The organism is Halostella limicola, from assembly GCF_003675875.1.
In the GTDB taxonomy this organism is placed as follows: Archaea; Halobacteriota; Halobacteria; order Halobacteriales; family Natronoarchaeaceae; genus Halostella; species Halostella limicola.
This window is the reverse complement of sequence record NZ_RCDI01000003.1, coordinates 256,433-279,999: the sequence shown is the minus strand read 5'-3', so window position 1 is coordinate 279,999 and position 23,567 is coordinate 256,433. Positions and strand designations below refer to the sequence as shown.

The window sequence follows — 23,567 nt, the reverse complement described above, 5'->3', positions numbered from 1 at the left end:
GGCCGCGTGGACCCGTCCGATGACCACGTTAGCCGCCGCGGAACCGTACACGACGCGGTTTCAGACGGAGATCGCGGCAGTCGACGGCAGAGACGTGACGCTGGAGACGACGTACTTCTACCCCGAGAGCGGCGGCCAGCCGGCCGACCGCGGGAAGATCGACGGCGTCGACGTCGAACACGTCCGCAAAGACGGCGAGGCGGTCGTTCACACGCTGGCGACGGCCCCGGAGTGGAGCGCGGGACACCGCGCGCTCTGCGAGGTAGACTGGACGTTCCGCATGTACTGCATGCGGGCGCACACGGCGAGCCACGCGCTCTATGGCGCGGGCCGTCGCCTGCTGGACGACCTCGGCTACGGCGGCTTCGGTATCGACGAGGAGAAAGTGCGGATCGACTTCCGCACGTCGTCCGACGTGACCGACGAGACGCTCGTGGAACTGGAGCGACTGGTCAACGAGGCCGTGTGGGACTCCCGCGACGTGTCGTGGGAGGAGATCCCGCTCGCGGAGGCGCGCGACCGCGACGACGTGGCGTTCAACACGAAGACCGAGGAGGGCGTGTTCGGCGAGGCCGACACTGTGCGGATCGTCACGATCGAGGACTGGGACGTGGCCGCCTGCGGCGGGACGCACGTCCGGAACACGCGGGAGGTCGGCCCGGTGACGCTGCTCGACCGATCGAATCCCGGGGAGGGGCTCACTCGCGTCGAATTCGCCGTCGGGGCCGCCGGTATCGAGCGCCGCGCGACGGAGAAGACCGCTGCGCTCGACGCGAGCGCGGTGCTGGGGACGAACGTCGACGACCTCCCGGCGGCGGCCGAGCGCCTGCGGGAGGAGAACGCCGACCTGAAGGACGAGGTCGAGCGGCTTCGAGCGGAGGCGCTCGACAGGCGGTTGGAGCGACTGTGCGAGGACGCGGTAGAACGGGAGGGACGGACCTGGGTCGTAGGTACGGTCGACGGCGTGGGTCCGAACGACGTCGACGACCGCGCGAGACAGTTGGCGGGCGACCGCGCGGACGTCGTGGCGCTCGTCGGGAGGGACGACCCTCCGTTCGTGGTAGTGGGTGCTACGTCGGGCGCTGACGCCGTCGTCGACGACGTCACCGCCGCGTTCGGCGGAGGCGGTGGTGGTTCGGACCGCGTCGCACAGGCTGGCGGACTGACGGGCGATCCGGAGACCGTGGTCGCCTACCTGAAGTCGGGCGAGATGCCCGACGGGTGAGGGCCGTTACGGCAGGGTCGGGCGGCATCGGTGCCGCCACCACCGCCACACTGCAGAGGCATGACCTGACAGCAACTGTTACCTCTTCGTCCCCCGTTCTAAATTTTTTTATTCCGGGAGCAGTAAAACGGTCCAACGCGATCGGAAAGAAACGGTAGCGCCGGTTACAATGAGGATCAGAGTAACGACACGATCATCGATGATGGTCCCGGGCGATCGAACGAACGTGCAACGTCCCTCCGATGGATAGCCTGAGTTTCGTCGTCGGTTCCGCGGCCCGCCGCGAGGTGCTGGCCGCGCTCGCCCCCGGCCCGGCGACCCGCGGCGAGGTGCTCGACGCCGCGCGGTCGAGCAAGTCGTCGGTGTACGACGCGCTGAACAAACTCGAGGAGCACGGTCTCGTCCACCAGCGCGCAGACGACACCTGGGCGACCACGTCGGCCGGACAGGTGCTCTCGGACGCGATAACGCGGTGCGAGCGGACGGGGGACGTGCTCGACAGCGAGGCCGCGTACTGGGAGGAACACGACGCCACCGATATCCCGGAACGGTTCCGCGCCGAGTTCCACGCGCTGGAGGGGTACGAGGTCGTCCGATCGCCCGATACCGACCCCTACCGAGCGTCGCGGGTCGTGGCCGACACGATCGCGTCGGTCGGTCGCGTCTCCGTCGTCGCGCCGGTGTATCACGACCGGTACGCGGACGCGATGAACCAGTCGCCGGACGCGGACCGCCGCCTCGTCATCACGCCGGACGTGCTCGAACAACTCGTCGAGGACGCGCCAGACGGCCCGGAAGGGGCGGACCACGTCGAGAGCAGGGTGTACGCGGCGGAGTTCGCGATGGTCGTCTCCGACGATACGCTCCTGTTGTCGCTCCCGACGCTCGACGGGTCCTACGACCCGCACACGGAGGTCGTCGCCGAAACCGACGCCGCGATCGACTGGGGAGAACGCCTCTTCGAACGGATCTGGGAGCGAGCCACCGACGCCGAGCGGTTCGTCGCGGACCGCTACGGCGAGGCCGCCCTCGACGAGTAACGTTCACCTTTTTTAATCCACCATCGAAGTGGGTGGTATGGAGCTATCCGAGGAGCAACGCGCGGTCCGGGACGTAGTCCGGGAGTTCGCAGAGGAGGAGATCCGTCCGCTGGCGCGCGAGGCCGACGAGACCCAAACGTTCCCCGAGGAGGTGTGGGACGGCCTGGCCGACCTCGACCTCACGGGCCTGACCGTGCCCGAGGAGTACGGCGGCTACGACGCCGGCCGCCTGACGTACAGCGTGGTGAACGAGCAGGTCGCCTACGGGATGCTGTCGGTCGCGACGGCGCTGTCGGTCCACTGCCTCGCGACCTCCTGCATCGCGACGTTCGGGAGCGAGGACCAGAAGGAGCGCTGGCTGCCGGAGATGGTCGACGGCCGACCGGTCGGCGCGTTCGCGCTCTCGGAGCCGGAAGCCGGGTCGAACCCGGCGGAGATGACCACCGAGGCGCGAAGGGAGGGCGACGAGTACGTCATCGACGGCGACAAGCAGTGGATCACGAACGGGGAGCGCGCCGGCGTCGTCGTCCTCTTCGCCAAGACCGACCGCGACGACCCGAACAGCGTCACGCAGTTTCTCGTCCCGAAGGACGCGGACGGGCTGGAGGTCGGCAAGAAGGAGGACAAACTCGGCCTCCGTGCGAGCGACACGACCTCGCTCACCTTCGACGGCGTGCGGATCCCCGCCGAGAACCGCCTGACTGAAGAGGGGAAGGGACTGAGCGCCGCCCTCGAGATCCTCACCGGCGGACGTATCGGCATCGCCTCGCAGGCGGTGGGCCTCGCACAGTCGGCGCTCGACGAGGCGGTCGAGTACGCGGGCGAGCGCGAGCAGTTCGGCAAGCCCATCGGCGACATCCAGACGATCCGCCACAAGCTCGCGGACATGCAGACGCAGGTGCGGGCGAGCCGCCTGCTGACCCGGGATGCCGCCGCCCGCGAGGACCGCGGCGACGACGTGCGTATGGCAGCGAGCATGGCGAAGTACTTCGCCAGCGAGGCCGCGATGGACGTGACCAACGAGGCGGTCCAGATCCACGGCGGCTACGGCTACGTCACCGAGGGCGACGTCGAGCGGCTCTACCGCGACGCGAAGATCACGACGATCTACGAGGGGACGAGCGAGATCCAGAAGACCGTGATCGCCCGCGAGATGCTGGACTAGTCGGGCGGAGAAGGGCCGTTCGGAGAGAGCGGCCTACTCGGAGACGGGCGATTCGTCGGGGTCGACGGGACCAGTGCCGATCTCACCGGACACCTCGGAGCCGTCGTCGGCCGACGACTCGCCACCCGATTCCGAGCTTTCCTCCGTCTCGGCCGACTCGTCGCCGCCGACCGGACTGGCGGGGACGCCGACCATCGTCTCGCCGGGGGCGACGTCGTCCACGACGACCGCGCCCGCGCCGATCGCCGCGTCCTCGCCGACGATGATGTCGCCGACGAGCGTCGCGTTCGCGCCCATGACGACCCCGTCCTCGACGGTCGGGTGGCGCTTCACCGGGCGGGGGTCGTTCCCGCCGAGCGTGCAGCCGTGGTGCATGTGCACGTCGTCGCCGACCTCGGCGGTTTCGCCGATGACGACGCCCGCGCCGTGGTCGATGAACAGGCGGCGACCGATCTCGGCGGCCGGGTGGATCTCGACGCCCGTGAGAAAGCGGCTGAACTGGGAGAGCACGCGCGCCGTCAGCCGGAACCCGCGGTTCCACAGCGCGTGGGCGATCCGGTGGAACCAGACGGCGTGTAGGCCGGCGTAGCAGAGCGCCACCTCCAGCCTGCTCTTGGCGGCGGGGTCGCGCTCAAGCGCGGCCCGCACGTCCTCTTGGGGGCCCTCAAGCATATCGGGTTCTCCGTCGGGGCGACGGCGTTCCGGCGCGCTGGGCGACCGCGACCCGTCCCGACGGCTGGCACCCGCAGCGACACCGCTTCCGGCGAGCGCTCTCGCGGTCGACGACGGTGCTCGCGGTGCGGGTGAACGACACCATGCGTTACGATCGACCGTTCGGCCCCAAAACCTGTTCGGTTCGTCGTGTCGACCGCAGTGCATTTGCGCCGGCGGCGCGTACGGGCGGACGTGCCGTACGAGGAGTACGACGGCGTCGTGTACGACCTGGACGGAACGCTCGTCGACCTGGTCGTCGACTGGGGCGTGGTCGCCGCTGACGTTGAAGCGGTGTACGAGGAGGCGGGGATCGACCCCGGGCGGCGGAGCCTCTGGGACCTGCTGGAGGCCGCCCGCGGGCACGACCTCTTCGACGAGGTGAACGAGGCGATCGCCGCGCACGAGCGCGAGGGGGCCCGCGAGTCGCGTCGCCTACCGCTCGCGGACGAACTGGCGGCGCTGGACCGGCCCGCGGCGGTCTGCTCGCTCAACTGCGCCGAGGCCTGCACCGTCGCGCTGGCCGAACACGGGCTGGAGGAGTACGTCGCGGCCGTCGTCGGCCGCGACACCGTCGCGACGTGGAAGCCCGACCCCGAATCGCTGCTGGCCGCCGTCGAAGCGACCGGGGCGGACCCGTCGCGCGCGGTGTTCGTCGGCGACTCCGAGCGCGACGCGCGGGCCGCCGAACGCGCCGGCGTCGACTTCGTCTACGTGGACTGAACCCGCCGGCGCTCGCGCAGGAACATGCCGATTCCGGTCGCGAGCCAGACGAACGCGCCGACCCGGACGGCGAACTCCGCGCGGGCGGCCCACGTGGGGAGCGTGACGAACAGCGACAGCGCGACGACGAGCGGGACGCCCGCGAGGATGGTCGTGACGAAGGTGAGCTGCATGACCCGCGTGTAGTCGACCTCGTCGGGGGGCGTATCGGACGCCGCATCGTCCGCGTCCGCGGTGTCGACGCGTTTTGGCACGCCGACAGCTTCGGAGCCAGCGGTATAATGCGTGGCGGTTCGCGGCGGGGACTCACAGCATCGGGCGGGCGAGGATGTACAGGCCGACGACGACGGCGGCCGCGCCGAACGCGCGGATAACGCGCGTGTACGTTGCGGGCGGCTCGTAATCCCGCCCGTACTCGCCAGGGTCTCTCGGCCCGCGGCCGACCATCTGCATCCTGAGGAACGCCTCGGGGAACCCGATCAGGATCAGTCCGAGGCCGACCGACAGCACGATAGCGAGGATCTCGCGAACGCCGTACATATTCGGGCGCTCGCGCCCCCGCACTGAAAAGGTATCCACGATGGAAGACGATGACTTTTATCGCGAGGGGGGCGAAGGTGGACGTATGCCAACCGTTCCGGAGGTCCGAGAGAAGGCCGGGTCGGAGCCGATCACGATGATCACCGCGTACGACGCGCCGACGGCGTCGCTGGTCGACCGGGCGGACATCGATATCGTTCTGGTGGGCGACAGCATGGGCAACGTCTCGCTGGGCTACGAGACGACGCTCCCGGTCACGGTCGAGGAGATGGCCAGCAGGACCGGCGCGGTCGTCCGCGGCACGGACGAGGCACTCGTCGTCGCCGACATGCCGTTCCTCTCTATCGGCGCGAGCCGCGAGCAGAGCGTCGAGAACGCGGGACGGATGATCAAAGAGGAGGGCGCGGACGCGGTGAAACTGGAGTGCGGACCCCACACCGTGGACCTGACCGAGCGCCTCGTCCAGTTAGGCGTCCCGGTGATGGCTCACCTCGGGCTCACGCCCCAGCACGTCAACCGGCTCGGCGGCTTCACGCGCCAGGGGACAAGCGACGACGCCGCGCAGGAGATCGTCGATCTGGCGGTCGAACACGAGAGGGCGGGCGCGTTCTCGCTCGTCCTCGAACACGTCCCGTCGAACCTGGCCGCGGAGGTCACCGAGGCGATCGACATCCCGACGATCGGCATCGGCGCGGGGCCCGAGACGGACGGACAGGTGCTCGTGTTCAACGACGTCATCGGCCTCAGCGAGCGCGCGCCGCCGTTCGCGGAGCAGTTCGGCGACGTCCGCAGCGAGATCGAGGGGGCGGTCGGCGACTACGCGGAGGCCGTGCGCTCAGGCGAGTACCCCGCCGAGGAGCACAGCCACGAGACGGAGTACGACGATCTCGGCTACTGACCGCGGATCGTCTGCGTCGACTACTCCAGACCGCTCAGGAAGTTCTTCACCGCGGCGTTGAACGACCCCGGCTGCTCCAGCATCGCGAGGTGCGCCGCGTCGTCGACGACGGCCAGCGCGGCGTCCGGCAGTTCGTCCGCGAGGAACTCGTGGAACCACGGTGGCGTGAGGCGGTCGTTCTCGCCGACGATCGCGAGCGCGGGGACCGCTATCTCGTCCACCCGATCCCTGACGTCGAACCCGTGGCAGGTCCGGAAGTCCCGCGCCGTCACCGCCCGGCCGCACTCGCGCATGGCGGCCTCGGAGAGATCGACCAGGTCGTCGTCGGGGTCGTCGAACAGCTTCCCGGGTTCGTGGAGGAACTCGACCGCGCGGTCGAAGTCGTCCGCGAGCCAGCCGAGCAGGTCCTCGTTGACCGAGAGCCGCGCGCCCGTCCCCGCGAGGACGAGCGCGTCGGGGTCGAAGTCGCGCTCCAGCGCGACGTGCATGACGACGGCCCCCCCGAGCGAGTTGCCGACGAGGACGCCGGCGTCGGTCTCCTCCGCGACGGCGATCACGTCGTCCGCGTACGCGGAGAGAGTACTGTACCCCTCGTCGGCGTCGATGTCGTCGGAGTCGCCGTGGCCGGAGAGGTCCATCGCGACGACGGGGCGGTCGTCCGCGAGCCGGAACTGCGACTTCCAGACGCCCTTGTTGCCGCCGCTCCCGTGAACACAGAGAAGCGGTACGCCGTCACCGCCCCTGTCGGAGCGCCGGTAGGCCGTCTCGCGGCCCTGATGCGTGACAGTTTCCATACCGATAGTTCGGCGGGGAACCCCTTAAATCTCGACGGGGATGCCCGGCCTGGGCGCGTGTGAACCGCAATTCAGCCGTTGTTCGGATATTCCGCCACGTAACGCGGTTTTCAGCGACAGGCTTATATACTACTAGAACTAACTTTGGGTTAGTCACATGAACATCAACCAACTTGCAGAGAAAGACGGGCGGGTCGTCCGCGAGTACCGCTACGACGACGGCGTGGTCGTCGCGGCCGACCTCGGCCCGTCGGTTGCCGACGCCCACGTCGACGTGCTGGCGGACACCGCTATCGTCGTCACCGGCGCGGACGACGAGGAGTCCCAGATCGAACTGGATCTGCCCGACGAGAACGCGGAAGTGTTTATCAAAAACGGCGTCCTCACTATCGAACTGGAGGAGGAGGAAGCATGAAACTCACTGTCAAACCACTCAAGCAGAAGGACGCGGGGCGGGGACTGGCGGCGATAGACCGAGGAACGATGCAGGAACTCGACCTCGAAAACGGGGACTACATCCTCATCGGTGCCGGCGAGGACCGCGCGGTCGCGCGCGTCTGGCCGGGCTACCCCGAGGACGAGGGCAAGGGCATCGTCCGAATCGACGGGCGCCTCCGGCAGGAGGCGAACGTCGGCATCGACGACCGCGTGAACGTCGAGAAGGCGGACGTGAACCCGGCGACCAGCGTGACGGTCGCGCTCCCCCAGAACCTCCGCATCCGGGGCAACATCGGACCGCTCGTCCGGGACAAGCTCTCCGGACAGGCCGTCACCGAGGGCCAGACGGTGCCGTTCCCCCTCTCGTTCGGCCCCATGTCCAGTAGCGGGCAGTCCGTCCCGCTGAAGATCGCGTCGACCGAGCCCAGCGGCACGGTCGTCATCACCGACTCGACCGACATCCAGATCAGCGAGAAGCCTGCCGAGCAGATCACCGGCGCGGAGGCGGGCGCCGGCGGCGGCGACACTCCCAACGTCACCTACGAGGACATCGGCGGCCTCGACGACGAACTGGAGCAGGTCCGCGAGATGATCGAGCTGCCGATGCGCCACCCCGAGCTGTTCCAGCAGCTCGGCATCGAGCCGCCGAAAGGCGTCCTCCTGCACGGCCCGCCCGGCACGGGGAAGACGCTCATGGCCAAGGCCGTCGCCAACGAGATCGACGCCTACTTCGACACCATCTCCGGCCCGGAGATCATGTCGAAGTACTACGGCGAGAGCGAGGAGCAGCTCCGCGAGGTGTTCGAGGAGGCCGAGGAGAACGCCCCCGCGATCATCTTCATCGACGAGCTCGACTCCATCGCACCCAAGCGCGAGGAGGCCGGCGGCGACGTCGAACGCCGCGTCGTGGCGCAGCTGCTCAGCCTGATGGACGGCCTCGACGAGCGCGGCGAGATCATCGTCATCGGCGCGACGAACCGCGTCGACGCCATCGACCCGGCGCTCCGCCGCGGCGGTCGCTTCGACCGCGAGATCGAGATCGGCGTGCCCGACAAGGAGGGCCGCCGGGAGATCCTGCAGGTCCACACCCGCGGGATGCCCCTGGTCGACGACATCGACCTGGAGCAGTACGCCGAGAACACCCACGGCTTCGTCGGCGCGGACCTGGAGTCCCTGACGAAGGAAGCGGCGATGAACGCGCTCCGGCGCATCCGGCCGGAACTCGACCTGGAGTCCGAGGAGATCGACGCCGACGTCCTCGACAAGCTGCAGGTCACCCAGGAGGACCTGAAGGAGGCGCTGAAGGGGATCGAGCCCTCCGCACTCCGGGAAGTGTTCGTCGAGGTCCCCGACGTCACGTGGGACCAGGTTGGCGGACTGGAGGACACCAAGGAGCGCCTCCGCGAGACCGTCCAGTGGCCGCTCGACTACCCCGAGGTGTTCGAGCAGATGGACATGGAGGCCGCCAAGGGCGTGCTGATGTACGGCCCGCCCGGCACCGGGAAGACGCTCATGGCCAAGGCCGTCGCCAACGAGAGCCAGAGCAACTTCATCTCCATCAAGGGGCCCGAGCTGCTCAACAAGTTCGTCGGGGAGTCCGAGAAGGGCGTCCGCGACGTGTTCAGCAAGGCCCGCGAGAACGCCCCGACGGTGGTGTTCTTCGACGAGATCGACTCCATCGCCGGCGAACGCGGCCGCGGCTCCGGCGGCGGCAGCGAGGTCAGCGAGCGCGTCGTCTCGCAGCTACTGACCGAACTCGACGGCCTCGAAGAGCTGGAGGACGTCGTCGTCATCGCGACGACCAACCGCCCGGACCTCATCGACAACGCCCTGCTCCGGCCGGGCCGCCTGGACCGTCACGTCCACGTGCCCGTCCCCGACGAGGAGGGCCGCGAGAAGATCTTCGAGGTCCACACCCGGAACAAGCCGCTGGCCGACGACGTCGAGCTCGAGTGGCTGGCCGGCGAGACCGAGGGCTTCGTCGGCGCCGACATCGAGGCGCTCGTCCGCGAGGCCTCGATGGCCGCGTCCCGCGAGTTCATCAACTCGGTCGACCCCGACGAGATCGGCGAGAGCGTCGGGAACGTCCGCGTCAGCCGCGAGCACTTCGAGCAGGCGCTCGACGATGTGACCCCCAGCGTCACCGAGGAGATCCGCGAGCAGTACGAGGAGATCGAGGAGCAGTTCGACCAGACGGAGGTCGAACCCGAAGAGAACGTCAGCCGGACGTTCCAGTAGTCCGACCTCTCCCCGTACGAGCGACCTCCGCAGTTCGCGGCGGCGATTCGGTTTCACCCGCCCCGCGTCTTTTTTGAGTCTGCGTCATAGAGCATAGAACATGAGCAGCACGAGCACAGACGCCCTCCTGAAAGCTATCGGCGCGGTCGTGGCCGCGCTGGTCCTCCTGAGCGTCGTGGGGACCATCGTCTCCGTCGTGATGGGGGTGGTCGCGACGGTCGTCTCGCTGGTCCTGTCGCTGATCGTCCTCGGGGTCATCGCGTGGGCCGTCCTCGGCCTGATCTCCTTTTTCACCGAGGACTCCGGGTCGTCGACCGGATACCGCGGGGAGCCGTGGGACGACACGGTGAGCCGGACTGGGGGATGGCGCGACCACCTCCCCGGCAGGACGGACTCGACCGCGTCCGGCCGCGCCGACCCGGCGGACCGGCTCCGCGAGCGCTACGTCGCGGGCGACATCGACGAGGCCGAGTTCGAGCGCCGGATGGACCGGCTGCTGGAGCGGGATTCCGCCGACAGCGCTGGTCGAAACGTCGGCTCCGGCCGGTCCCGGAGCCGCGACCGGAACTGGGAGCGATAGCCGCCGCGCGGGACCGCCCGTCGCTCGGGCCCGCTAGTCGTCGCTGGGAGCCGCCGCCACGTCCAGGTCCGCGAGGACGTCTTCGGCGTGGTCCTCGGGCGAGACGCCCTCATAGGCGCGCTCGACGGTGCCGTCCGGGCCGATGACGTACGTGTTCCGGAACACGCCGTCGAACGTGTTGCCGAACATCCGCTTCTCGCCGTAGGACTCGTACAGCGTCGACACCTCGCCGTACTCGTCCGACAGCAGCGTGTGCGGGAGGTCGTGGTCCTCCTCGAACTCCTTCAGGTCGTCGACGTCGTCGTCGCTGACGCCGAGGACGGCGACGTCGCGGTCCTCGAACGCGGCCCAGTTGTCGCGGAAGCTACAGGCCTGTTTCGTACACCCGTCGGTGTTGGCGCGCGGGTAGAAGTACAGCACGACGCGTCGGCCGCGGAAGTCGGAGAGCGAGACGAGGTCGCCGTTCTGGTCGGGGAGTTCGAACTCGGGGGCGGGTTCGCCTTCGTCGAGCATAGCCTCCGTCAGCGCTCGAAATTATAAACGAGTTGCGGTTTTCAGTCGAGGCGCTCGGCGGCGTCGCGCTGGACGAGCGGTTCCACGTTCTGCTCGGGGAGCGTGACCACGTCCTCGGCGGTGAGGTCGTACTCCCGCTCGTCGACGCCGAGGATCTGGCCGACGTCCTGCGTGATCCGGACGGTGGCCCGATCGGTCTCCGGTGCGACGCCTGATCCGCCGCCGGCCGCCGATCCGCCGGGTGCGTCGCCGCCGTCCCACTCGCCGTCCGCAACCGTCTCGTCGGCCGCGGGATCGCGTCCCGTCGGCGCGGGGCCGTCGGAACTGTCGGGGTCGGCAACGTTGGACGCCGTATCCGAGACCGGCGGCGCCTCGGACGGTGCGTCAGGGTCGGTCGGCACGCCGTCCGTCGGCGGTTCGGCACCAGCCGAGACAGGATCGTCCGAGGCCGAGTCGGTCGTTTCCGCGCCGGTCGCGTCCGCCCCGTCGTCCGCCGCGGCGCGCTGGCGCTCCGCCTCGGCGACGGGGTCCGGCACGTCGCTCCCGGCGTCCGACGTCGGGTCCGGCGGTGCCGGGTCGGGATCGCTCGCCGCGTCCGCCCCGTCGCCCATCAGGTCCGCGGCATTGACGCCGCCGTCGTCCGCCGCAGAGGGGTCGGTTGGGGGTGCGGCGTCGTCGGTACCGCCGCCGGACGCCGCATCCCCGTCGCCGGCCAGGACGTCGAGGACGCGGCCCTTGTTCGCCTCGATGCGGTCGACGATGTCCGCGAACAGCTCCTTCTCCTCGGTCGTCAGGCCCTCCTCGTCGGACGGCATCCCGGCGGCCGCGAGGCTGGCGCGTTTGACGATCTTGCCCATTCGGCGCTCGTACACCGCCTCGACGACCTCCTCGGCCGTCTCGATCTCGTCGGTGAGGCGACCGACCTCGGGGTTCGAGAACGGGTCGTCGGCCTCCTCGGCCGCGCGGTCGCGCTGGGCCTTGAGGTCGGCGACGTACTGCCCCACGTCCTCGTAGAACGAGTCGCGGAGATGCTGCAGGCTGTCCTTCTGGCGTTCCTTGTTCTGGACAGACCGCAGTTCGTCTAAGTTCATTCTTCACCTTTCTCCGCGGCGCCGCGGGCCATCAGGAAAACGCCCACGTGTTCTGGTACGGTCTGTGCACCCTCCGAAACCGTAAAAGTATCGCCGCCCAGAGAGACGTCGCCGTAGTCGGGGTTGCCGACCGGCGGCAGGTCGGTCACGTTCGTCACGTCGACGTTGATCGCGTTGCCCGTGAACGTCTCCGGGACGGCGTGGACCAGCGGGTCGAAGTCGTCGAGGTCGTCGCGGTCGATCCGCTGGACCTCCAGGCCGCTCCCGCCGTGGAGGCTCCCGGGCAGGCGGATGAGGCGGTTCGTGTCGGTGGTGACCGGCTCGTCGATGGGCGCGCTCTCCGTCTCCAGTACGTCCTCGGCGAGCGTCCGGGCGAGCTGAAAGAACGCGGGGTGGACGTCGACGTTGCCGGCCCGGATCTCGTCGGCGTTCGACTGCGCAGCCGTGAGCACCGCGTCGGCGCGGCCCTCGCCGATGCCGTCGAACTCCTGCAGGCGCTCCAGCGCCTCGCCCTCGTCCAGTTCGAGCAGGTCGTCGACGAACGCGCAGATCCGGTCGTTGACGCGCCTGCTCCAGCCGCCGCTCGGGTCGAGCGTCCGCTTCTGTGCCGGCGTCTCGCGACCCATCCCCGCGACCGCTTCCGTGTCGACGAGGTCCTCGAACTCGACGTCGATGCCGCGGACGTAGTCGACGATCTCGCGGCGGCGCTCGCTGTCGAGGCCGCGGACCCCATCGTCGCGGACGTGGACGTGGTAGCCGCGGCCGCCGGAGAAGACGACCGTCAGGTCCTCGAAGCCGAAGTCGTTCTCGAGGAAGTCGAGCAAGCGTACCAGGGCGTCCTTGCAGGCCGCGAGCATCTCCGGGTAACCGGTCTCCTCGGGGTCGACGCTCGGGAGGTGGTCGGCGTCCAGGTCGAAGACGAGGTCGGCGGAGCGCCACCCCTTCTCGCCCATCGAGTTCGCGCTCGGGTCCTCGTACCGCCCGGCGGAGAAGTAGACGTGCCGCGGGCGCTTGCGCCGGAGGAAGTCGTCGAGGGACCCCACGTCGAACAGCGACCGGTGGCGGACCATCGTCGTGCCCGGCCCTTCGGTCCAGGGGATGAACCCCCACTCGCGGTCGGGGGCGTCCGGCGGCGGGGTGATCGACGCGCGGCGGTAGTGGTCGCGGAACCGGCCGCGGAGATACCCCCGGGTGTGCTCCTCCATGTCGTCACCTCGGTTAACAGTGCGGCGATAAAACAGTGCCGAACCGGTCGTCGAACGGGGCCGTCCTCGGTGGTCGCCCGCGAGGAAGTCCACCGAGAGAATCGCTACCCGCGGATGATGTCCGAGAGGCGCTCCGCGATGCCGGCGTCGGTGCCGAGCTTCAGGTAGTACGCGTCACCGCCGTCCTCGTAGTAGTTGTCGATGCGGCGCTTGATCTCGAAGCCAAGGTGCTCGTAGAACTCCAGGGCGTTCTCGTTGGTCGTCCGCGCGTGGCAGGTGACGGTCGCGTGGTCGTCCGCGACGCGGGCGACCAGCTGCTCGCCCAGCCCCTCGTCGCGGTGTCCGGGCGCGACGGCGAGAAAGAGGATGTAGCCGTCGCGGCGGGCCGCGGCGAAGCCGACGAGTTCGTCGTCGGCGAAGGCGACGTGGACGGTCGAGCGGCGGTAGGCGTCGGTGAAGAAGCCGCGGCGCTGCTTGAGCACGCCGTCGCGGGTCCGGATCTGCTCTTTCAGGTCCCACGCGTCCTCGACGTACTCGTCGCTGCCGGCCCCGACGACCCGGATGTCGACCTTGACGCTCACTGCCTGCCACTAGTGGGCTCGCAAATATAATTCCACCGGCCCCCTCCCGCAGTCATGCGACAGCCAGCCCTCGACCGTCGGCGGCGAGACCCGAACCCACAAGCGGACGGCCCGGGAACCCCGACGTATGCCATACGAACTCCGTGACCACACCGCCGACGTCGCCGTGGCGGCCACCGGCGCGACGCTCGGCGATGTCTTCGCGGCCGTCGCCGACGGACTGGCGGCGGCGATGTGCGACGAGGTGCCGGCGAGCGGGGAGCGCTTCGACGTGACTGTCGCCGCCGAGAGCCGCGAGGCGCTCCTGTTCGACTACCTCGACGACCTGATCTACCAGCGCGACGTGCGGGGCGTCCTCCCCGTCGACCACGAGGCGACCGTCGAGCGCGCCGACGGTGCCGGCGGTGAAGCCGGCGAGACGCTGAACGGCGACGGCGAAAACGCCACCGAGTGGACGCTCTCCGGGAGCGCCCGCGGCGTCCCCCTCTCCGAGATCTACGCCCGGGAGATCAAAGCCGTCACCTACTCCGAGATGGACCTCTCCCGGACCGACGACGGCTGGCGCGCGTACGTCGTCTTCGACGTGTGAGCGAGGGGATCTTCGACGCGTGACGCGGACCGCGTGACCGCCCGAGACGAAACCTATTCCGGGCCAGCGGCGCGACTATCGCGTATGACCACCTACGACGCGGACGGCATCACCCTGCACAAGGTGCGGGACTACGTCTGGGAGATCCCGCAGGAGGGAGGCATGCGAGCGCCGGCGCGCGTGCTGGCCAGCGAGGCCCTGCTGGACGAGATCAGCGACGACGACACGCTCCAGCAGATCAAGAACACGACCCACCTGCCCGGAATCACCAAGTACGCCATCTGCATGCCCGACGGCCATCAGGGGTACGGCTTCCCCGTCGGCGGCGTCGGTGCGCTGGACGCCGAGAACGGCTGCATCTCGCCCGGAGCCGTGGGCTACGACATCAACTGCGGCGTCCGGATGATGACGACGAACCTCACGTACGACGACGTGAAGGGCAAGGAGGAGGAGCTCGTCGACTCGCTGTTCGCCAACGTCCCGTCTGGTCTCGGCGGCGGCGGCATCGTTCAGGGCGACGCCGAGACGGTCGAGCAGATCCTCGCCCGCGGCGTCGAGTGGGCCGTCGAGGAGGGGTACGGCGTCGAGGACGACCTGCGCGCCTGCGAGGACGAGGGCCGGCGGCCGGACGCCGACCCGTCGGCGGTCTCCCAGAAGGCGAAAGACCGCGGCCGCAACCAGATCGGCAGCCTCGGGAGCGGCAACCACTTCCTGGAGGTCCAGCGGGTCACCGACGTGTTCCGCGAGGACGTCGGCGCGGCGTACGGCCTCGAAGCGGACCAGATCGTCGTGCTGATCCACTGCGGGAGCCGCGGGCTGGGCCATCAGGTGTGCAACGACTACCTGCGGAAGATCGAGAAGGAACACGGCGACCTGCTCGCGCAGTTGCCCGACAAGGAACTCGCCGCCGCGCCCGCCGGCTCCGACCTCGCCGAGGAGTACTACGGCGCGATGTGCGCCGCAATCAACTTCGCGTGGGTGAACCGCCAGCTCATCATGCACCGCACCCGTCGGGTGTTCGAGCGCGTGTTCGACCGGACGTGGGAGCAGATGGAGATGGAACTGTTGTACGACGTGGCGCACAACATCGCGAAGAAGGAGACGCATAGCGTCGACGGCGAAGACAGGGAGCTGTACGTCCACCGCAAGGGCGCGACTCGGGCGTTCCCGGCCGGGCGACCGGAAGTGCCGGCAGCGTACCGCGACGTGGGGCAGCCCATCATCATCCCCGGGAGCATGGGCGCGGGCAGTTACGTCCTCCGCGGCGGCGAGGAGTCGATGGACCTCACGTTCGGGTCGACCGCTCACGGCGCCGGTCGCCTGATGAGCCGCACGCAGGCCAAGCAGGACTACTGGGGCGGCGACGTGCAGGACGACCTCGAACAGCAGGGCGTCTACGTGAAGGCCCAGAGCGGCGCGACGGTCGCCGAGGAGGCCCCGGGCGTCTACAAGGACGTGGACGAGGTCGTCCGCGTCTCGGACGCGCTGGGCATCGGCGACAAGGTCGCCCGGACGTTCCCGGTCTGCAACATCAAGGGTTAGCCGATCCGGAACTCGCTGATGTCGTCGTCACCGTCGCCGTCGTCCGACTCTTCTTCGAAGAGCTTCCGGGCGGTGAGCGACACCGTCGCCTCCGGCGAGTCGTCGTCCTCCCAGGGGCTCTCGTAGACGGACACCTCGGCCTCGGTGACGTCCCAGCCGGCGTCTTCCAGTAGCGATACGAGCTCGCGCTGTTCGTCGAGTACGTCGTCGTTCATGGGTTGAAGTCGAACCGCGGGGTGTCTTCGAGCGACGGACCGTCGTCGACCTCACGCCCGTCCTCGTACTTCACGTAGTTCAGGTAGAAGGTTCGCCCGCAGCCGTCGTCCGGATCGTCCGGATCACCGATACAGACGAACTCGATGCCGTCGGCGTCCTCGTAGTCGCCGGTCGTCGCGGCGTACTCGCGGTCGCCCTGCGGGTCCATCGTGACGGACTTGTCCCGCAGGTAGGGGTCCCGGTCGATGGACACGACGGCGTCGCAGTACGGGCAGGTGTAGGTGACGGAGACCACGACGACCCGTACGGGCCGCGCGAAGTTATCTCCGACGGGTCGGGTGCCGCTCGCAGACCGCTCCCTGACTGTAGTAGAAATTGAACGCGATGACACACTCGAACGGCACCCGGAGAGCCGTTCGATGTGTAACTGGTTTCAATTTCTACGATAGCGAACAGACGGCTCGTGAGTCCGCGAGGGGGATCGCCGTACACCCGCCTCGTCCGCCCTCGCGGCGGTTCGTCAGATCACGGCGGGTCTGGTCCCGGCCTCGTTGATAAACCCTCGGTGACCAGCACCCTCGAAGAGCCGAACGGCCGTGCTCGAGTGCGAAGGGTGGGAGGCAGTGACGCCGGACTATCCGAGTGCCTCGTGGTCCGACCGAAAACCCCGGCAGGGGGTCGCAAGGGCTTTGTCGGGCCGCGGTCAGGATCACGGTATGATCGACGAGACGGTCGAGGAGATCGAGGAGATGCAGACCCACAGCTCCTCCGTCGTCGCCGTCAAAGCGACGCGCGCGCTGGGGGAGCTGCTCGACCGGGAGTTCGCCACGGTCGAGGAGTTCCACCGCGACCTGGAGCGAAACAGCAGCACGCTCCGCCGGGCGAACCCCTCGCACGCCTCGCTTCAGAACGCCCTCCGCGAGGTCGAAGAGTCGGTGCTCGACGCCGACGACGAGACCGTCGGCGCGGCGAAAGATCGCCTCGCCGACGTGATCGAGCGGGTCGTCGACGACGTGGAGTCGGGCAAGAGACAGGCGGCGGCCAACGCCGCGTCGATGCTGCAGGACGGGACGACGCTGCTGACCCACGCCTACTCGTCGACGTTCCTCGAAGCGCTCGAACTCGCCGTGCAGGAGGGCAAGTACTTCGAGGTGTACGTGACGGAGGCGAGGCCCCGCTACCTCGGCCGGAAGACGGTGCGGACGCTGGCGCAGATGGACCGCGTCGATCCGACGCTCGTCGCCGACGCCGCAAGCGGGCACGTCCTGGAGAAGGTCGACCGGGTCGTCACCGGGATGACCTGCATCGCGGACGAGAAGCTGTACAACCGTGTCGGCACCTTCCCCATCGCGGCGACGGCGGAGCGGGTCGGCGTGCCGATGACCGTCGTCGGCTCCGGCGCGAAGATCATCGAGGAGGGGTTCGTCTTCGAGAACGAGTTCCGCTCCGCGAGCGAGGTGATCCGCGAGCCGACCGAGGGGTTCGACGTGGTGAACCCGAGCTACGACGCGACGCCGGTCGACCTGCTCGACGTGGTGATCACCGACACCGGTCGGCGCGAGCTTTAGGCCTCCTCCCTTTTCTTCCTGCCGCCCGTACACTCGAACGATGAGCGAAGCACTCGCGCGGACGGCCTGGACGCACGAACACGCGGCGGTCAACGGCGTTCGCCTGCACTACGTCGCTGCCGGGCCCGACGAGGGGACGCCGGTCGTGTTGCTCCACGGTTTCCCGGAGTTCTGGTACTCGTGGCGCCACCAGATCGACGCGCTCGCCGACGCCGGCTACCGCGTCGTCGCGCCGGACATGCGCGGCTACAACGTCTCCGAGAAGCCTCGCGGCGTGAGCGCCTACCGCGTCGGGACCTTGGCGCGCGACGTGGCGGCGCTGGTCGATCGGGTCGCGGGCGGCGAAGCCCACGTGGTCGGCCACGACTGGGGCGGCGTCGTCGCCTGGGAGACGGCGATCCGATACCCGGAGACGGTCGCCTCGCTGACGGCGATGAACGCGCCGCATCCCGGGCCGTTCCTGCGCGAACTCCGCACCCTCGACCAGGCGAAGCGGTCGTGGTACACGCTGTACTTCCAGCTGCCGCGGCTTCCGGAAGCGGGGTTCCGCGCAGGGGACTTCCGCGTGCTGGAGACGATGTTTCGCGATGGGGCCGTCCGCGCCGACGCGTTCACCGACGAGGACGTGCGCCGCTACAAGCGGGCGCTCGGCCGGCCCGGAGCGCTGACGGCCGCGCTGAACTACTACCGCGCCCTCGGCCGCGGCACGATACGGCAGCGGGTCCGGAAGGCCGTGTACGGCGGCGACGGCAGCGACGTGACGGACGCCACGCTGTCGCCGGTGCGGGTCGATCAGCCGTCGCTGGTGCTGTGGGGCATGGAGGACGAGGCGCTGTCCCCGCGGCTGCTCGACGGCATCGAAGAGTGGGTCCCCACCGTCCGGATCCAGCGGCTGGTCGACGCGAGCCACTGGGTGCAAAACGACGCGCCGACGGAGGTGAACGACCACCTCCTGTCGTTCCTCGACGGCGCGGCCGAGGCGTGACGAGCGTCGCCGTTCAGGCGACCTCAATCCACTCCCCGCTCTCTACCGAGAGTGGACCGGTGCGGTCGCCACTTAGGCGACCTCGATCCACTCCCCGCTCTCATCACTCCGCGCGATGGCGTCCAGCACCGTCTGCGCGGCGTAGCCCTCCTCGAAACCGGGAGTGAACTCGCCGTCGTTCGCGACGGCGGAGAGGAACTCGTAGTTCTCGTGGACGAACGTGTGCTCCCAGCCGATGACGTGGCCCGGCGGCCACCAGTGGTCGACGTAGGGGTCGTCCTCGTCCGTGACGAGGATCGTCTCGTACCCGCGGTCGCCCTCGCGGAGCAGTTCGAGTTCGTTCAGCCGCTCCAGCGAGAAGCGGAGGCTCCCCTCCGAACCGTGGATCTCGATCCGGTTGTCGTTCTTGTGCCCGGTCGCGAACCGCGAGGCCTCGAACGTCCCCATCGCGCCGTTCTCGAACGCCGCCTGCGCGCTGTAGGCGTCGTCGACGGTGACCGGGCGGGTCTCGTCTTCGCCCTCGACGGGCCGTTCGTCGACGAACGTCTTCAGGTGTCCGCTCACGCGCTCGACGTCGCCCACGAGGAAGCGCGCGAGGTCGACCGTGTGGGCGCCGAGGTCGCCAAGCGCACCGCTGCCGGCCATCTCCTCGTCGTTGCGCCACGACCACGGCGCTTCGGGGTCGACGAGCCAGTCCTGGAGGTACGTCCCGCGGAAGTGCCGTATCTCGCCGAGTTCGCCCGCCTCGATCAGGTTCTTCGCGTACTGGATCGCGGGGACGAAGCGGTAGTTGAACGCGCAGCCGGCCGGGACGCCCGCCTCGCGCGCGGCGTCGCGCATCTCGCGGGCCGACTCCAGCGTCGGCGCGAGCGGCTTCTCGCAGAACACGGGCGTGCCGGTGTCGAGCGCGGCGATCGAGGGCTCGGCGTGAACGTGGTTGGGTCCGAGGTTGTAGAAGACGTCGACCTCCTCGATCACGTCGCGCCAGTCCGTCGCGGTGCGGGAGAAGCCGAGGCGGTCTGCGGCGTCAGCAAGCGCCTCCTCGTCGCGGCCGACGATCACGTCGCGCTCGACGTCCGGCGCGTCCGGGAAGAACATCGGCAGGCGCGCCAGCGCGTTCGCGTGGGCCTTGCCCATGAACCGGTACCCGAGTACGCCGACCTGTAGGGTCATGGCCGTTGGTTCGGCGGGGCGGTCTTTCAGTGTTTCCTCGGTGGCTATCTGTGAGGATCGCACGCAGCGAGTGTAAGTCGCCGTGCCACGCGATCAGTCGGGGACGCACTCTACCGTTACTTCTCGTTCGAGGCCGACTCCCACGTTCGCGTCGCTCGCCTCGAAAGAGATGACGACCGTAGCGGCGGCTGATTGCTGGTCGCCACTGCCGAAACTACCGCTCGACGGACACCGGAAGTCACCGAGGACGACACGGAGCCCGTCTTGCGTCGACTCCGCGCGCACGCCGTCTCCGCCGGTGATGTCGTCGCCCGTTACCTGTACGTCGACGTTGTCGACCGACAGGTTCCCGGTCGGCGTCTGGTCAGAAAACAGGGCGACCTCCACATCGTCGTAGCGGTAGTTGAGGCAAATCCCGAAGAAACACCCCCCCGCCGCCGTCCGCGTTCTCGCTACGCAGTCGGACGGTTCTCGACTGGTCGGCCGCGGGATAGTCGACGCCCACGTACGCGCTCTCGTCGGGCACCGTCTCCACTGCCGTTCCCCGGTCAGCGGCCACGCCGTCGAACGCGCCGCTCCCCGCGACGATGCAGAGAGCACCGGCGAGCAGAAACGCCATGCCGATCGTTCGGAGAACTCTCATGGATCTATCTCCGTGTCTCCCGACGTCAGGGCGCCTGTGAGCGTCGTTCCGCTCTTGTCATTTTACTATCTTCTGTACCGCTCCCGTTATTCCTTTCGAGATGAGGATACTAAATAATACCTTAAGAATCAATTCCTCGTTCTGTTCAAAGGGAAAATAAAAAGTGCTAGTAGTTTCTGTAGTGACACAGGAGCGAGGTAATATTACCTTACCCGCTCGGCGAAATCATGAGAACGAATCGACGTAACCTTCTGATCGGACTGGCAACGGCAACGGTCGGCGGCGGCGCCGCGTTCGGCTCCGGCGCGTTCAGCCAAGTGGAGGCTGACCGAACGGTGAACATCTCCGTCACTGACGACAACAACTCGTCCACCCTGCTCCAGCTCAGCGCGAACGCGGACACCGCCCTCGTGACCAACGACGGCAACAGCAGTAGCGAACTGAAGTTCAATCTCGACAACCTGAACGACAACGCCGTCACGACCGTGGCCCCGGCCTTCACGGTCACCAACAACGGCGGCCAGAACGTCGCGGTCCGGGTCCGCGCGATGGACACCGACAATAATTCGGAGGTGTCGGCTTTCTCCTTCACCTCGAACACGAACAGCCATGACATGACCACCTACCCGGCATCGGGCGACGACAACAACCTCACCTCCGGTGGAAGCGTCACCGTCGACATGGAAGTCGACTCCGACACCGGGACGCCGACCAACGCGAACGTCATCCGGATCGAGGCCGACGAGTCGAAGTACCAGGCCTGACGGGACCGACTCGTCCGATCAGCGACCCGAGCAATGAAACGACGGCAACTCATCGTCGGACTCCTGGTTCTCGCGGGGATAGCCGCCGCCGTCGGCGGAGCCGTTTCCACCGGTGCGAGCAGCGTCGGCGAGGACCGAAACGAGGCGGTCACCCTCGCCCCGCACGACGGGCCGAACGGCGAGTACGCCAGCGTCGAGGACGGCGAGATCGCCGTCACGCTTGAGTCGCTGAACGACGAGGCGGAGACGACCGTCGACGACGTGTTCACGGTCACATCGACCTGCGACGAGAGGGCGCGGATCGCCGTCGTGCACGACGCCGAGGGCGTCACGTTCTACCGCGGCGGCGACCCGTCGCGGTCGATCGACGGCCGTTCGAACGCCGCTGGGGTGTCGCCGGGCGAGACGATAGCCGTCGGCGTTCGCGCGGACGCGCGCCACGGAGACGAACTCTCGCTCGATTCGGTCACCGTCGTCGCTCGGTGCGGAGAGCGCGACCCGGGCGACGCCGAGGACGAGGTCGACCGCGAGATAACGGTTGACGCGCGGTTCAACCGAACCGCGGTCCGGGCCGGCGAGGCCGTCGAAGTGACGGCGACGGTCTCGAACGTGGGCGAGCGGATCGTCCAGCACCCCGTCCGGCTCCGCGTCGACGGCGTCGTCGTCGACGAACGCCTGGTGTGGGTCGCGCCCGGCGAGACGCGCGAGGTGACCTTCGTCCGGCGGTTCCAGGGGGCCGGGGAGTACGAGGTCGGCGTCGTCGACGCAGACGCGACTGTCGTCACGGTGTCGCCGGCGAGCGACCCCGCGCCGTCGTTCTCGGTGACGAACGTCACGGTGAGCGACCGCGACCTGCGACCCGGCGACCGCCTCGCGGTCGCGGCGACGGTCGCGAACGAGGGGAACGCGAGCGGCGTCTTCACCGCGGAGCTGGCGGTCGCCGGGACCGTCGTGGAGACGAAGCGCGTCGCCGTGCCGGCCGGCGAGCGCCGCACCGTCGACTTCGAGCGTCGCGTCGAGCGGTCCGGGCGGTTCGCGGTGAGCGTGAGCGGGACGGACGCCGGGACGGTCGCGGTCGGGGACGACGCCCTGCTTCCGGCCGACGGACCGACGAGGTACGGGGCGTCGGCGCTCGCGCTCGTGCCGCTCGCGGCGTCCGGTTTCGCACTGGTGAGGTGGCGGAAACGATGACGGGGGGACGACCGTGACGCTCCGGTCGGCCGCGACCGCGGCGTTCGAGGCGGTCGCCGTCGTCGTGATCGTCTCGCTGCTCGTGGGGCAGGCGCTCGGCCAACCGATGCTGCTCGGCTACGTGGCGACCGACAGCATGGAGCCGACGATAGAGGCCGGCGACGGCTTCGTCGCCGTGCCGTCCGCGCTGGCGGGCGACGTCGAGGAGGGCGACGTGATCGTGTTCGAGGCACGGACCCTCCACGGCGGCGGCCTGACGACCCACCGCGTCGTGGACGAGACGCCGGAGGGGTACGTCACTCGCGGCGACGCGAACCCGTTCACGGACCAGGATTCCGACGAGCCTCCGGTCGGCGACGCACAGGTTCGCGCGAAGGCACTGCAGGTCGGCGGCAGCGTGGTCACGATACCGCACCTCGGAACCGCGATCATGGCCGTCGAGGGGGCCGTCGCGACCGTCGCCGGGCCGGTCGCCGGCGCCGGCGTCGGGGGAGTGCTCGTCGCGGTCGGTCTCCTGCTGTTCGCCATCGCCGGCGTCACCGGAAAGCAGGAGCGCGCCACGAGCAGGACGCGGCGCCGTCCCGGGGTGATCGACCGTCGCGTGCTGTTCGGCCTCCTGCTGCTCGTCGTGGTCGTTCCGACGACGGCGGCGATGCTGGTCCCCTCGGGCGCGACCGAGTACGGCGTGGTCGTCGGCGACCGGACCGAGGAGGACCCGCTGGCCGTCGAACCGGGGGAGCGAGCCACGGTGACCTACGAGGTGCACAACGACGGCGCGGTCCCGACCCTCGTCCTGCTCGAACCGGCGAGCGACGGGGTGTCGATCGAGACGCGCCGACACGGCGTCCCGGCAGGCGGGACGGCGGCGACGACCGTCACGCTGGACGGTGGCGACGCCGAGGGCGAGTATCGCCGGGCGGTGTCCGAGCGTCGTTACCTGGCGGTGCTGCCCGCGTCGACGCTGACGGCGCTGCACAGGGTCCACCCCCTGCTCGCCGTCGCCGCGGTCGACGCCGTGGTCGGGGCGCTCGCGGGCGTGCTCGCCGCGGCGGCCGTCGGCGTGGGGGACCAGCGACTCCGGTCGACAGCCGGGGCTCGGTCGGCGGTCGCGCGGCTCCGACGGAGGTTGATGTAACATGCTACGGGACGACACC

General features: G+C 69.0%; 28 protein-coding genes. 15 read left to right on the top strand and 13 right to left on the bottom strand.

What is annotated here, in order from left to right; all coding sequences use genetic code 11:
- Positions 1-19: 19 nt before the first annotated feature.
- The 3 genes from D8670_RS14695 (at position 20) to D8670_RS14685 (ending at position 3,430) form a co-directional block, all read left to right on the top strand.
- Complete coding sequence (locus D8670_RS14695; RefSeq protein ID WP_121818880.1) at positions 20-1,225, top strand: alanyl-tRNA editing protein; 1,206 nt, start codon at positions 20-22, stop codon at positions 1,223-1,225.
- A 242-nt stretch (positions 1,226-1,467) separates the two neighbouring features.
- Positions 1,468-2,265, top strand: coding sequence for a helix-turn-helix transcriptional regulator (locus D8670_RS14690; protein WP_121818879.1), 798 nt, complete (start codon positions 1,468-1,470; stop codon positions 2,263-2,265).
- A gap of 37 nt (positions 2,266-2,302) precedes the next feature.
- Entirely contained in the window at positions 2,303-3,430 is a 1,128-nt protein-coding gene (locus D8670_RS14685; protein WP_121818878.1) for an acyl-CoA dehydrogenase family protein, read from the top strand.
- A gap of 33 nt (positions 3,431-3,463) precedes the next feature.
- On the opposite strand, the gene cysE is transcribed toward D8670_RS14685, so the two are convergent.
- Positions 3,464-4,102, bottom strand: a complete 639-nt coding sequence (gene cysE, locus D8670_RS14680) for a serine O-acetyltransferase (RefSeq protein WP_121818877.1) — start codon at positions 4,100-4,102, stop codon at positions 3,464-3,466.
- 234 nt (positions 4,103-4,336) lie between these two features.
- Here cysE and D8670_RS14675 point away from each other — a divergent pair, with 234 nt between their 5' ends.
- Entirely contained in the window at positions 4,337-4,864 is a 528-nt protein-coding gene (locus tag D8670_RS14675) for an HAD family hydrolase (RefSeq protein WP_121818876.1), read from the top strand.
- Here the strand turns inward: D8670_RS14675 and D8670_RS14670 are convergent.
- Together D8670_RS14670 and D8670_RS14665 are read right to left on the bottom strand one after the other, a co-directional pair.
- A complete protein-coding gene (locus D8670_RS14670; protein ID WP_375137279.1) occupies positions 4,852-5,118 on the bottom strand; it encodes a DUF5822 domain-containing protein in 267 nt (88 codons plus the stop codon). The two genes, D8670_RS14675 and D8670_RS14670, sit on opposite strands and share 13 nt — an antisense overlap.
- A 52-nt stretch (positions 5,119-5,170) precedes the next feature.
- Complete coding sequence (locus tag D8670_RS14665) at positions 5,171-5,404, bottom strand: DUF6199 family natural product biosynthesis protein (protein ID WP_121818875.1); 234 nt, start codon at positions 5,402-5,404, stop codon at positions 5,171-5,173.
- 85 nt (positions 5,405-5,489) lie between these two features.
- On the opposite strand from D8670_RS14665, the gene panB reads away from it, so the two are divergent.
- Positions 5,490-6,302 (top strand): 3-methyl-2-oxobutanoate hydroxymethyltransferase, encoded by an 813-nt coding sequence (panB, locus tag D8670_RS14660; protein WP_121818874.1) that lies wholly within the window; start codon positions 5,490-5,492, stop codon positions 6,300-6,302.
- A 20-nt stretch (positions 6,303-6,322) separates the two neighbouring features.
- On the opposite strand, the gene D8670_RS14655 is transcribed toward panB, so the two are convergent.
- Entirely contained in the window at positions 6,323-7,096 is a 774-nt protein-coding gene (locus tag D8670_RS14655) for an alpha/beta fold hydrolase (protein WP_121818873.1), read from the bottom strand.
- 157 nt (positions 7,097-7,253) lie between these two features.
- On the opposite strand from D8670_RS14655, the gene D8670_RS14650 reads away from it, so the two are divergent.
- The 3 genes from D8670_RS14650 to D8670_RS14640 all read left to right on the top strand — a co-directional run bounded on the left by D8670_RS14650 (position 7,254) and on the right by D8670_RS14640 (position 10,352).
- Positions 7,254-7,511: a DUF7127 family protein gene (locus tag D8670_RS14650; RefSeq protein WP_121818872.1), complete on the top strand. Its 258-nt coding sequence runs from the start codon at positions 7,254-7,256 to the stop codon at positions 7,509-7,511.
- The gene (locus D8670_RS14645) at positions 7,508-9,772 is read left to right on the top strand and encodes a CDC48 family AAA ATPase (RefSeq protein WP_121818871.1); all 2,265 of its coding nucleotides are present in this window, start codon (positions 7,508-7,510) and stop codon (positions 9,770-9,772) included. Before D8670_RS14650 ends, D8670_RS14645 begins: the two co-directional genes overlap by 4 nt.
- 100 nt (positions 9,773-9,872) lie before the next feature.
- Positions 9,873-10,352: an SHOCT domain-containing protein gene (locus D8670_RS14640; protein ID WP_121818870.1), complete on the top strand. Its 480-nt coding sequence runs from the start codon at positions 9,873-9,875 to the stop codon at positions 10,350-10,352.
- A gap of 33 nt (positions 10,353-10,385) precedes the next feature.
- Here D8670_RS14640 and bcp read toward each other — a convergent pair whose 3' ends face one another.
- The 4 genes from bcp to D8670_RS14620 form a co-directional block, all read right to left on the bottom strand.
- Positions 10,386-10,865, bottom strand: coding sequence for a thioredoxin-dependent thiol peroxidase (gene bcp, locus D8670_RS14635; RefSeq protein ID WP_121818869.1), 480 nt, complete (start codon positions 10,863-10,865; stop codon positions 10,386-10,388).
- 41 nt (positions 10,866-10,906) lie between these two features.
- The gene (locus D8670_RS14630; protein ID WP_121818868.1) at positions 10,907-11,956 is read right to left on the bottom strand and encodes a DNA replication complex subunit Gins51; all 1,050 of its coding nucleotides are present in this window, start codon (positions 11,954-11,956) and stop codon (positions 10,907-10,909) included.
- Entirely contained in the window at positions 11,953-13,161 is a 1,209-nt protein-coding gene (gene priS, locus D8670_RS14625; RefSeq protein ID WP_121818867.1) for a DNA primase small subunit PriS, read from the bottom strand. The genes D8670_RS14630 and priS overlap by 4 nt, the downstream gene beginning before the upstream one ends.
- A gap of 104 nt (positions 13,162-13,265) precedes the next feature.
- Entirely contained in the window at positions 13,266-13,742 is a 477-nt protein-coding gene (locus D8670_RS14620; protein ID WP_121818866.1) for a GNAT family N-acetyltransferase, read from the bottom strand.
- Positions 13,743-13,869: 127 nt separating this feature from the next.
- Here D8670_RS14620 and D8670_RS14615 point away from each other — a divergent pair, with 127 nt between their 5' ends.
- On the top strand, positions 13,870-14,331 hold the full coding sequence (locus tag D8670_RS14615; RefSeq protein ID WP_121818865.1) for an archease: 462 nt from the start codon (positions 13,870-13,872) through the stop codon (positions 14,329-14,331).
- Positions 14,332-14,415: 84 nt separating this feature from the next.
- Positions 14,416-15,873, top strand: coding sequence for an RtcB family protein (locus D8670_RS14610; protein ID WP_121818864.1), 1,458 nt, complete (start codon positions 14,416-14,418; stop codon positions 15,871-15,873).
- Here the strand turns inward: D8670_RS14610 and D8670_RS14605 are convergent.
- Together D8670_RS14605 and D8670_RS14600 are read right to left on the bottom strand one after the other, a co-directional pair.
- A complete protein-coding gene (locus D8670_RS14605) occupies positions 15,870-16,088 on the bottom strand; it encodes a hypothetical protein (RefSeq protein ID WP_121818863.1) in 219 nt (72 codons plus the stop codon). The two genes, D8670_RS14610 and D8670_RS14605, sit on opposite strands and share 4 nt — an antisense overlap.
- Positions 16,085-16,384 carry a DUF7969 family protein gene (locus D8670_RS14600; protein ID WP_121818862.1) on the bottom strand — a complete coding sequence of 100 codons (300 nt, stop codon included), beginning with the start codon at positions 16,382-16,384 and terminating at the stop codon, positions 16,085-16,087. The genes D8670_RS14605 and D8670_RS14600 overlap by 4 nt, the downstream gene beginning before the upstream one ends.
- A gap of 421 nt (positions 16,385-16,805) precedes the next feature.
- Between D8670_RS14600 and D8670_RS14595 the strand changes: the two genes are divergently transcribed.
- Positions 16,806-17,657 (top strand): eIF2B alpha/beta/delta subunit family protein, encoded by an 852-nt coding sequence (locus D8670_RS14595; RefSeq protein WP_121818861.1) that lies wholly within the window; start codon positions 16,806-16,808, stop codon positions 17,655-17,657.
- A 40-nt stretch (positions 17,658-17,697) separates the two neighbouring features.
- Positions 17,698-18,642, top strand: coding sequence for an alpha/beta fold hydrolase (locus D8670_RS14590; RefSeq protein ID WP_121818860.1), 945 nt, complete (start codon positions 17,698-17,700; stop codon positions 18,640-18,642).
- 72 nt (positions 18,643-18,714) lie between these two features.
- On the opposite strand, the gene D8670_RS14585 is transcribed toward D8670_RS14590, so the two are convergent.
- The 3 genes from D8670_RS14585 to D8670_RS21030 form a co-directional block, all read right to left on the bottom strand.
- Positions 18,715-19,815 (bottom strand): Gfo/Idh/MocA family protein, encoded by a 1,101-nt coding sequence (locus tag D8670_RS14585; protein ID WP_121818859.1) that lies wholly within the window; start codon positions 19,813-19,815, stop codon positions 18,715-18,717.
- A gap of 93 nt (positions 19,816-19,908) precedes the next feature.
- Complete coding sequence (locus tag D8670_RS14580; protein WP_121818858.1) at positions 19,909-20,202, bottom strand: hypothetical protein; 294 nt, start codon at positions 20,200-20,202, stop codon at positions 19,909-19,911.
- Positions 20,180-20,458: a hypothetical protein gene (locus D8670_RS21030; protein ID WP_162994310.1), complete on the bottom strand. Its 279-nt coding sequence runs from the start codon at positions 20,456-20,458 to the stop codon at positions 20,180-20,182. Before D8670_RS21030 ends, D8670_RS14580 begins: the two co-directional genes overlap by 23 nt.
- A gap of 227 nt (positions 20,459-20,685) precedes the next feature.
- On the opposite strand from D8670_RS21030, the gene D8670_RS14575 reads away from it, so the two are divergent.
- Genes D8670_RS14575 through D8670_RS14565 form a run of 3 tightly spaced genes read left to right on the top strand, consistent with a single transcriptional unit; the run spans position 20,686 to position 23,548 of the window.
- The gene (locus D8670_RS14575) at positions 20,686-21,222 is read left to right on the top strand and encodes a hypothetical protein (RefSeq protein WP_121818857.1); all 537 of its coding nucleotides are present in this window, start codon (positions 20,686-20,688) and stop codon (positions 21,220-21,222) included.
- 33 nt (positions 21,223-21,255) lie between these two features.
- Positions 21,256-22,413 carry a CARDB domain-containing protein gene (locus D8670_RS14570; RefSeq protein WP_121818856.1) on the top strand — a complete coding sequence of 386 codons (1,158 nt, stop codon included), beginning with the start codon at positions 21,256-21,258 and terminating at the stop codon, positions 22,411-22,413.
- Between the two features lie 13 nt (positions 22,414-22,426).
- A complete protein-coding gene (locus D8670_RS14565; protein ID WP_121818855.1) occupies positions 22,427-23,548 on the top strand; it encodes a signal peptidase I in 1,122 nt (373 codons plus the stop codon).
- The last annotated feature ends 19 nt before the right edge of the window (positions 23,549-23,567 follow it).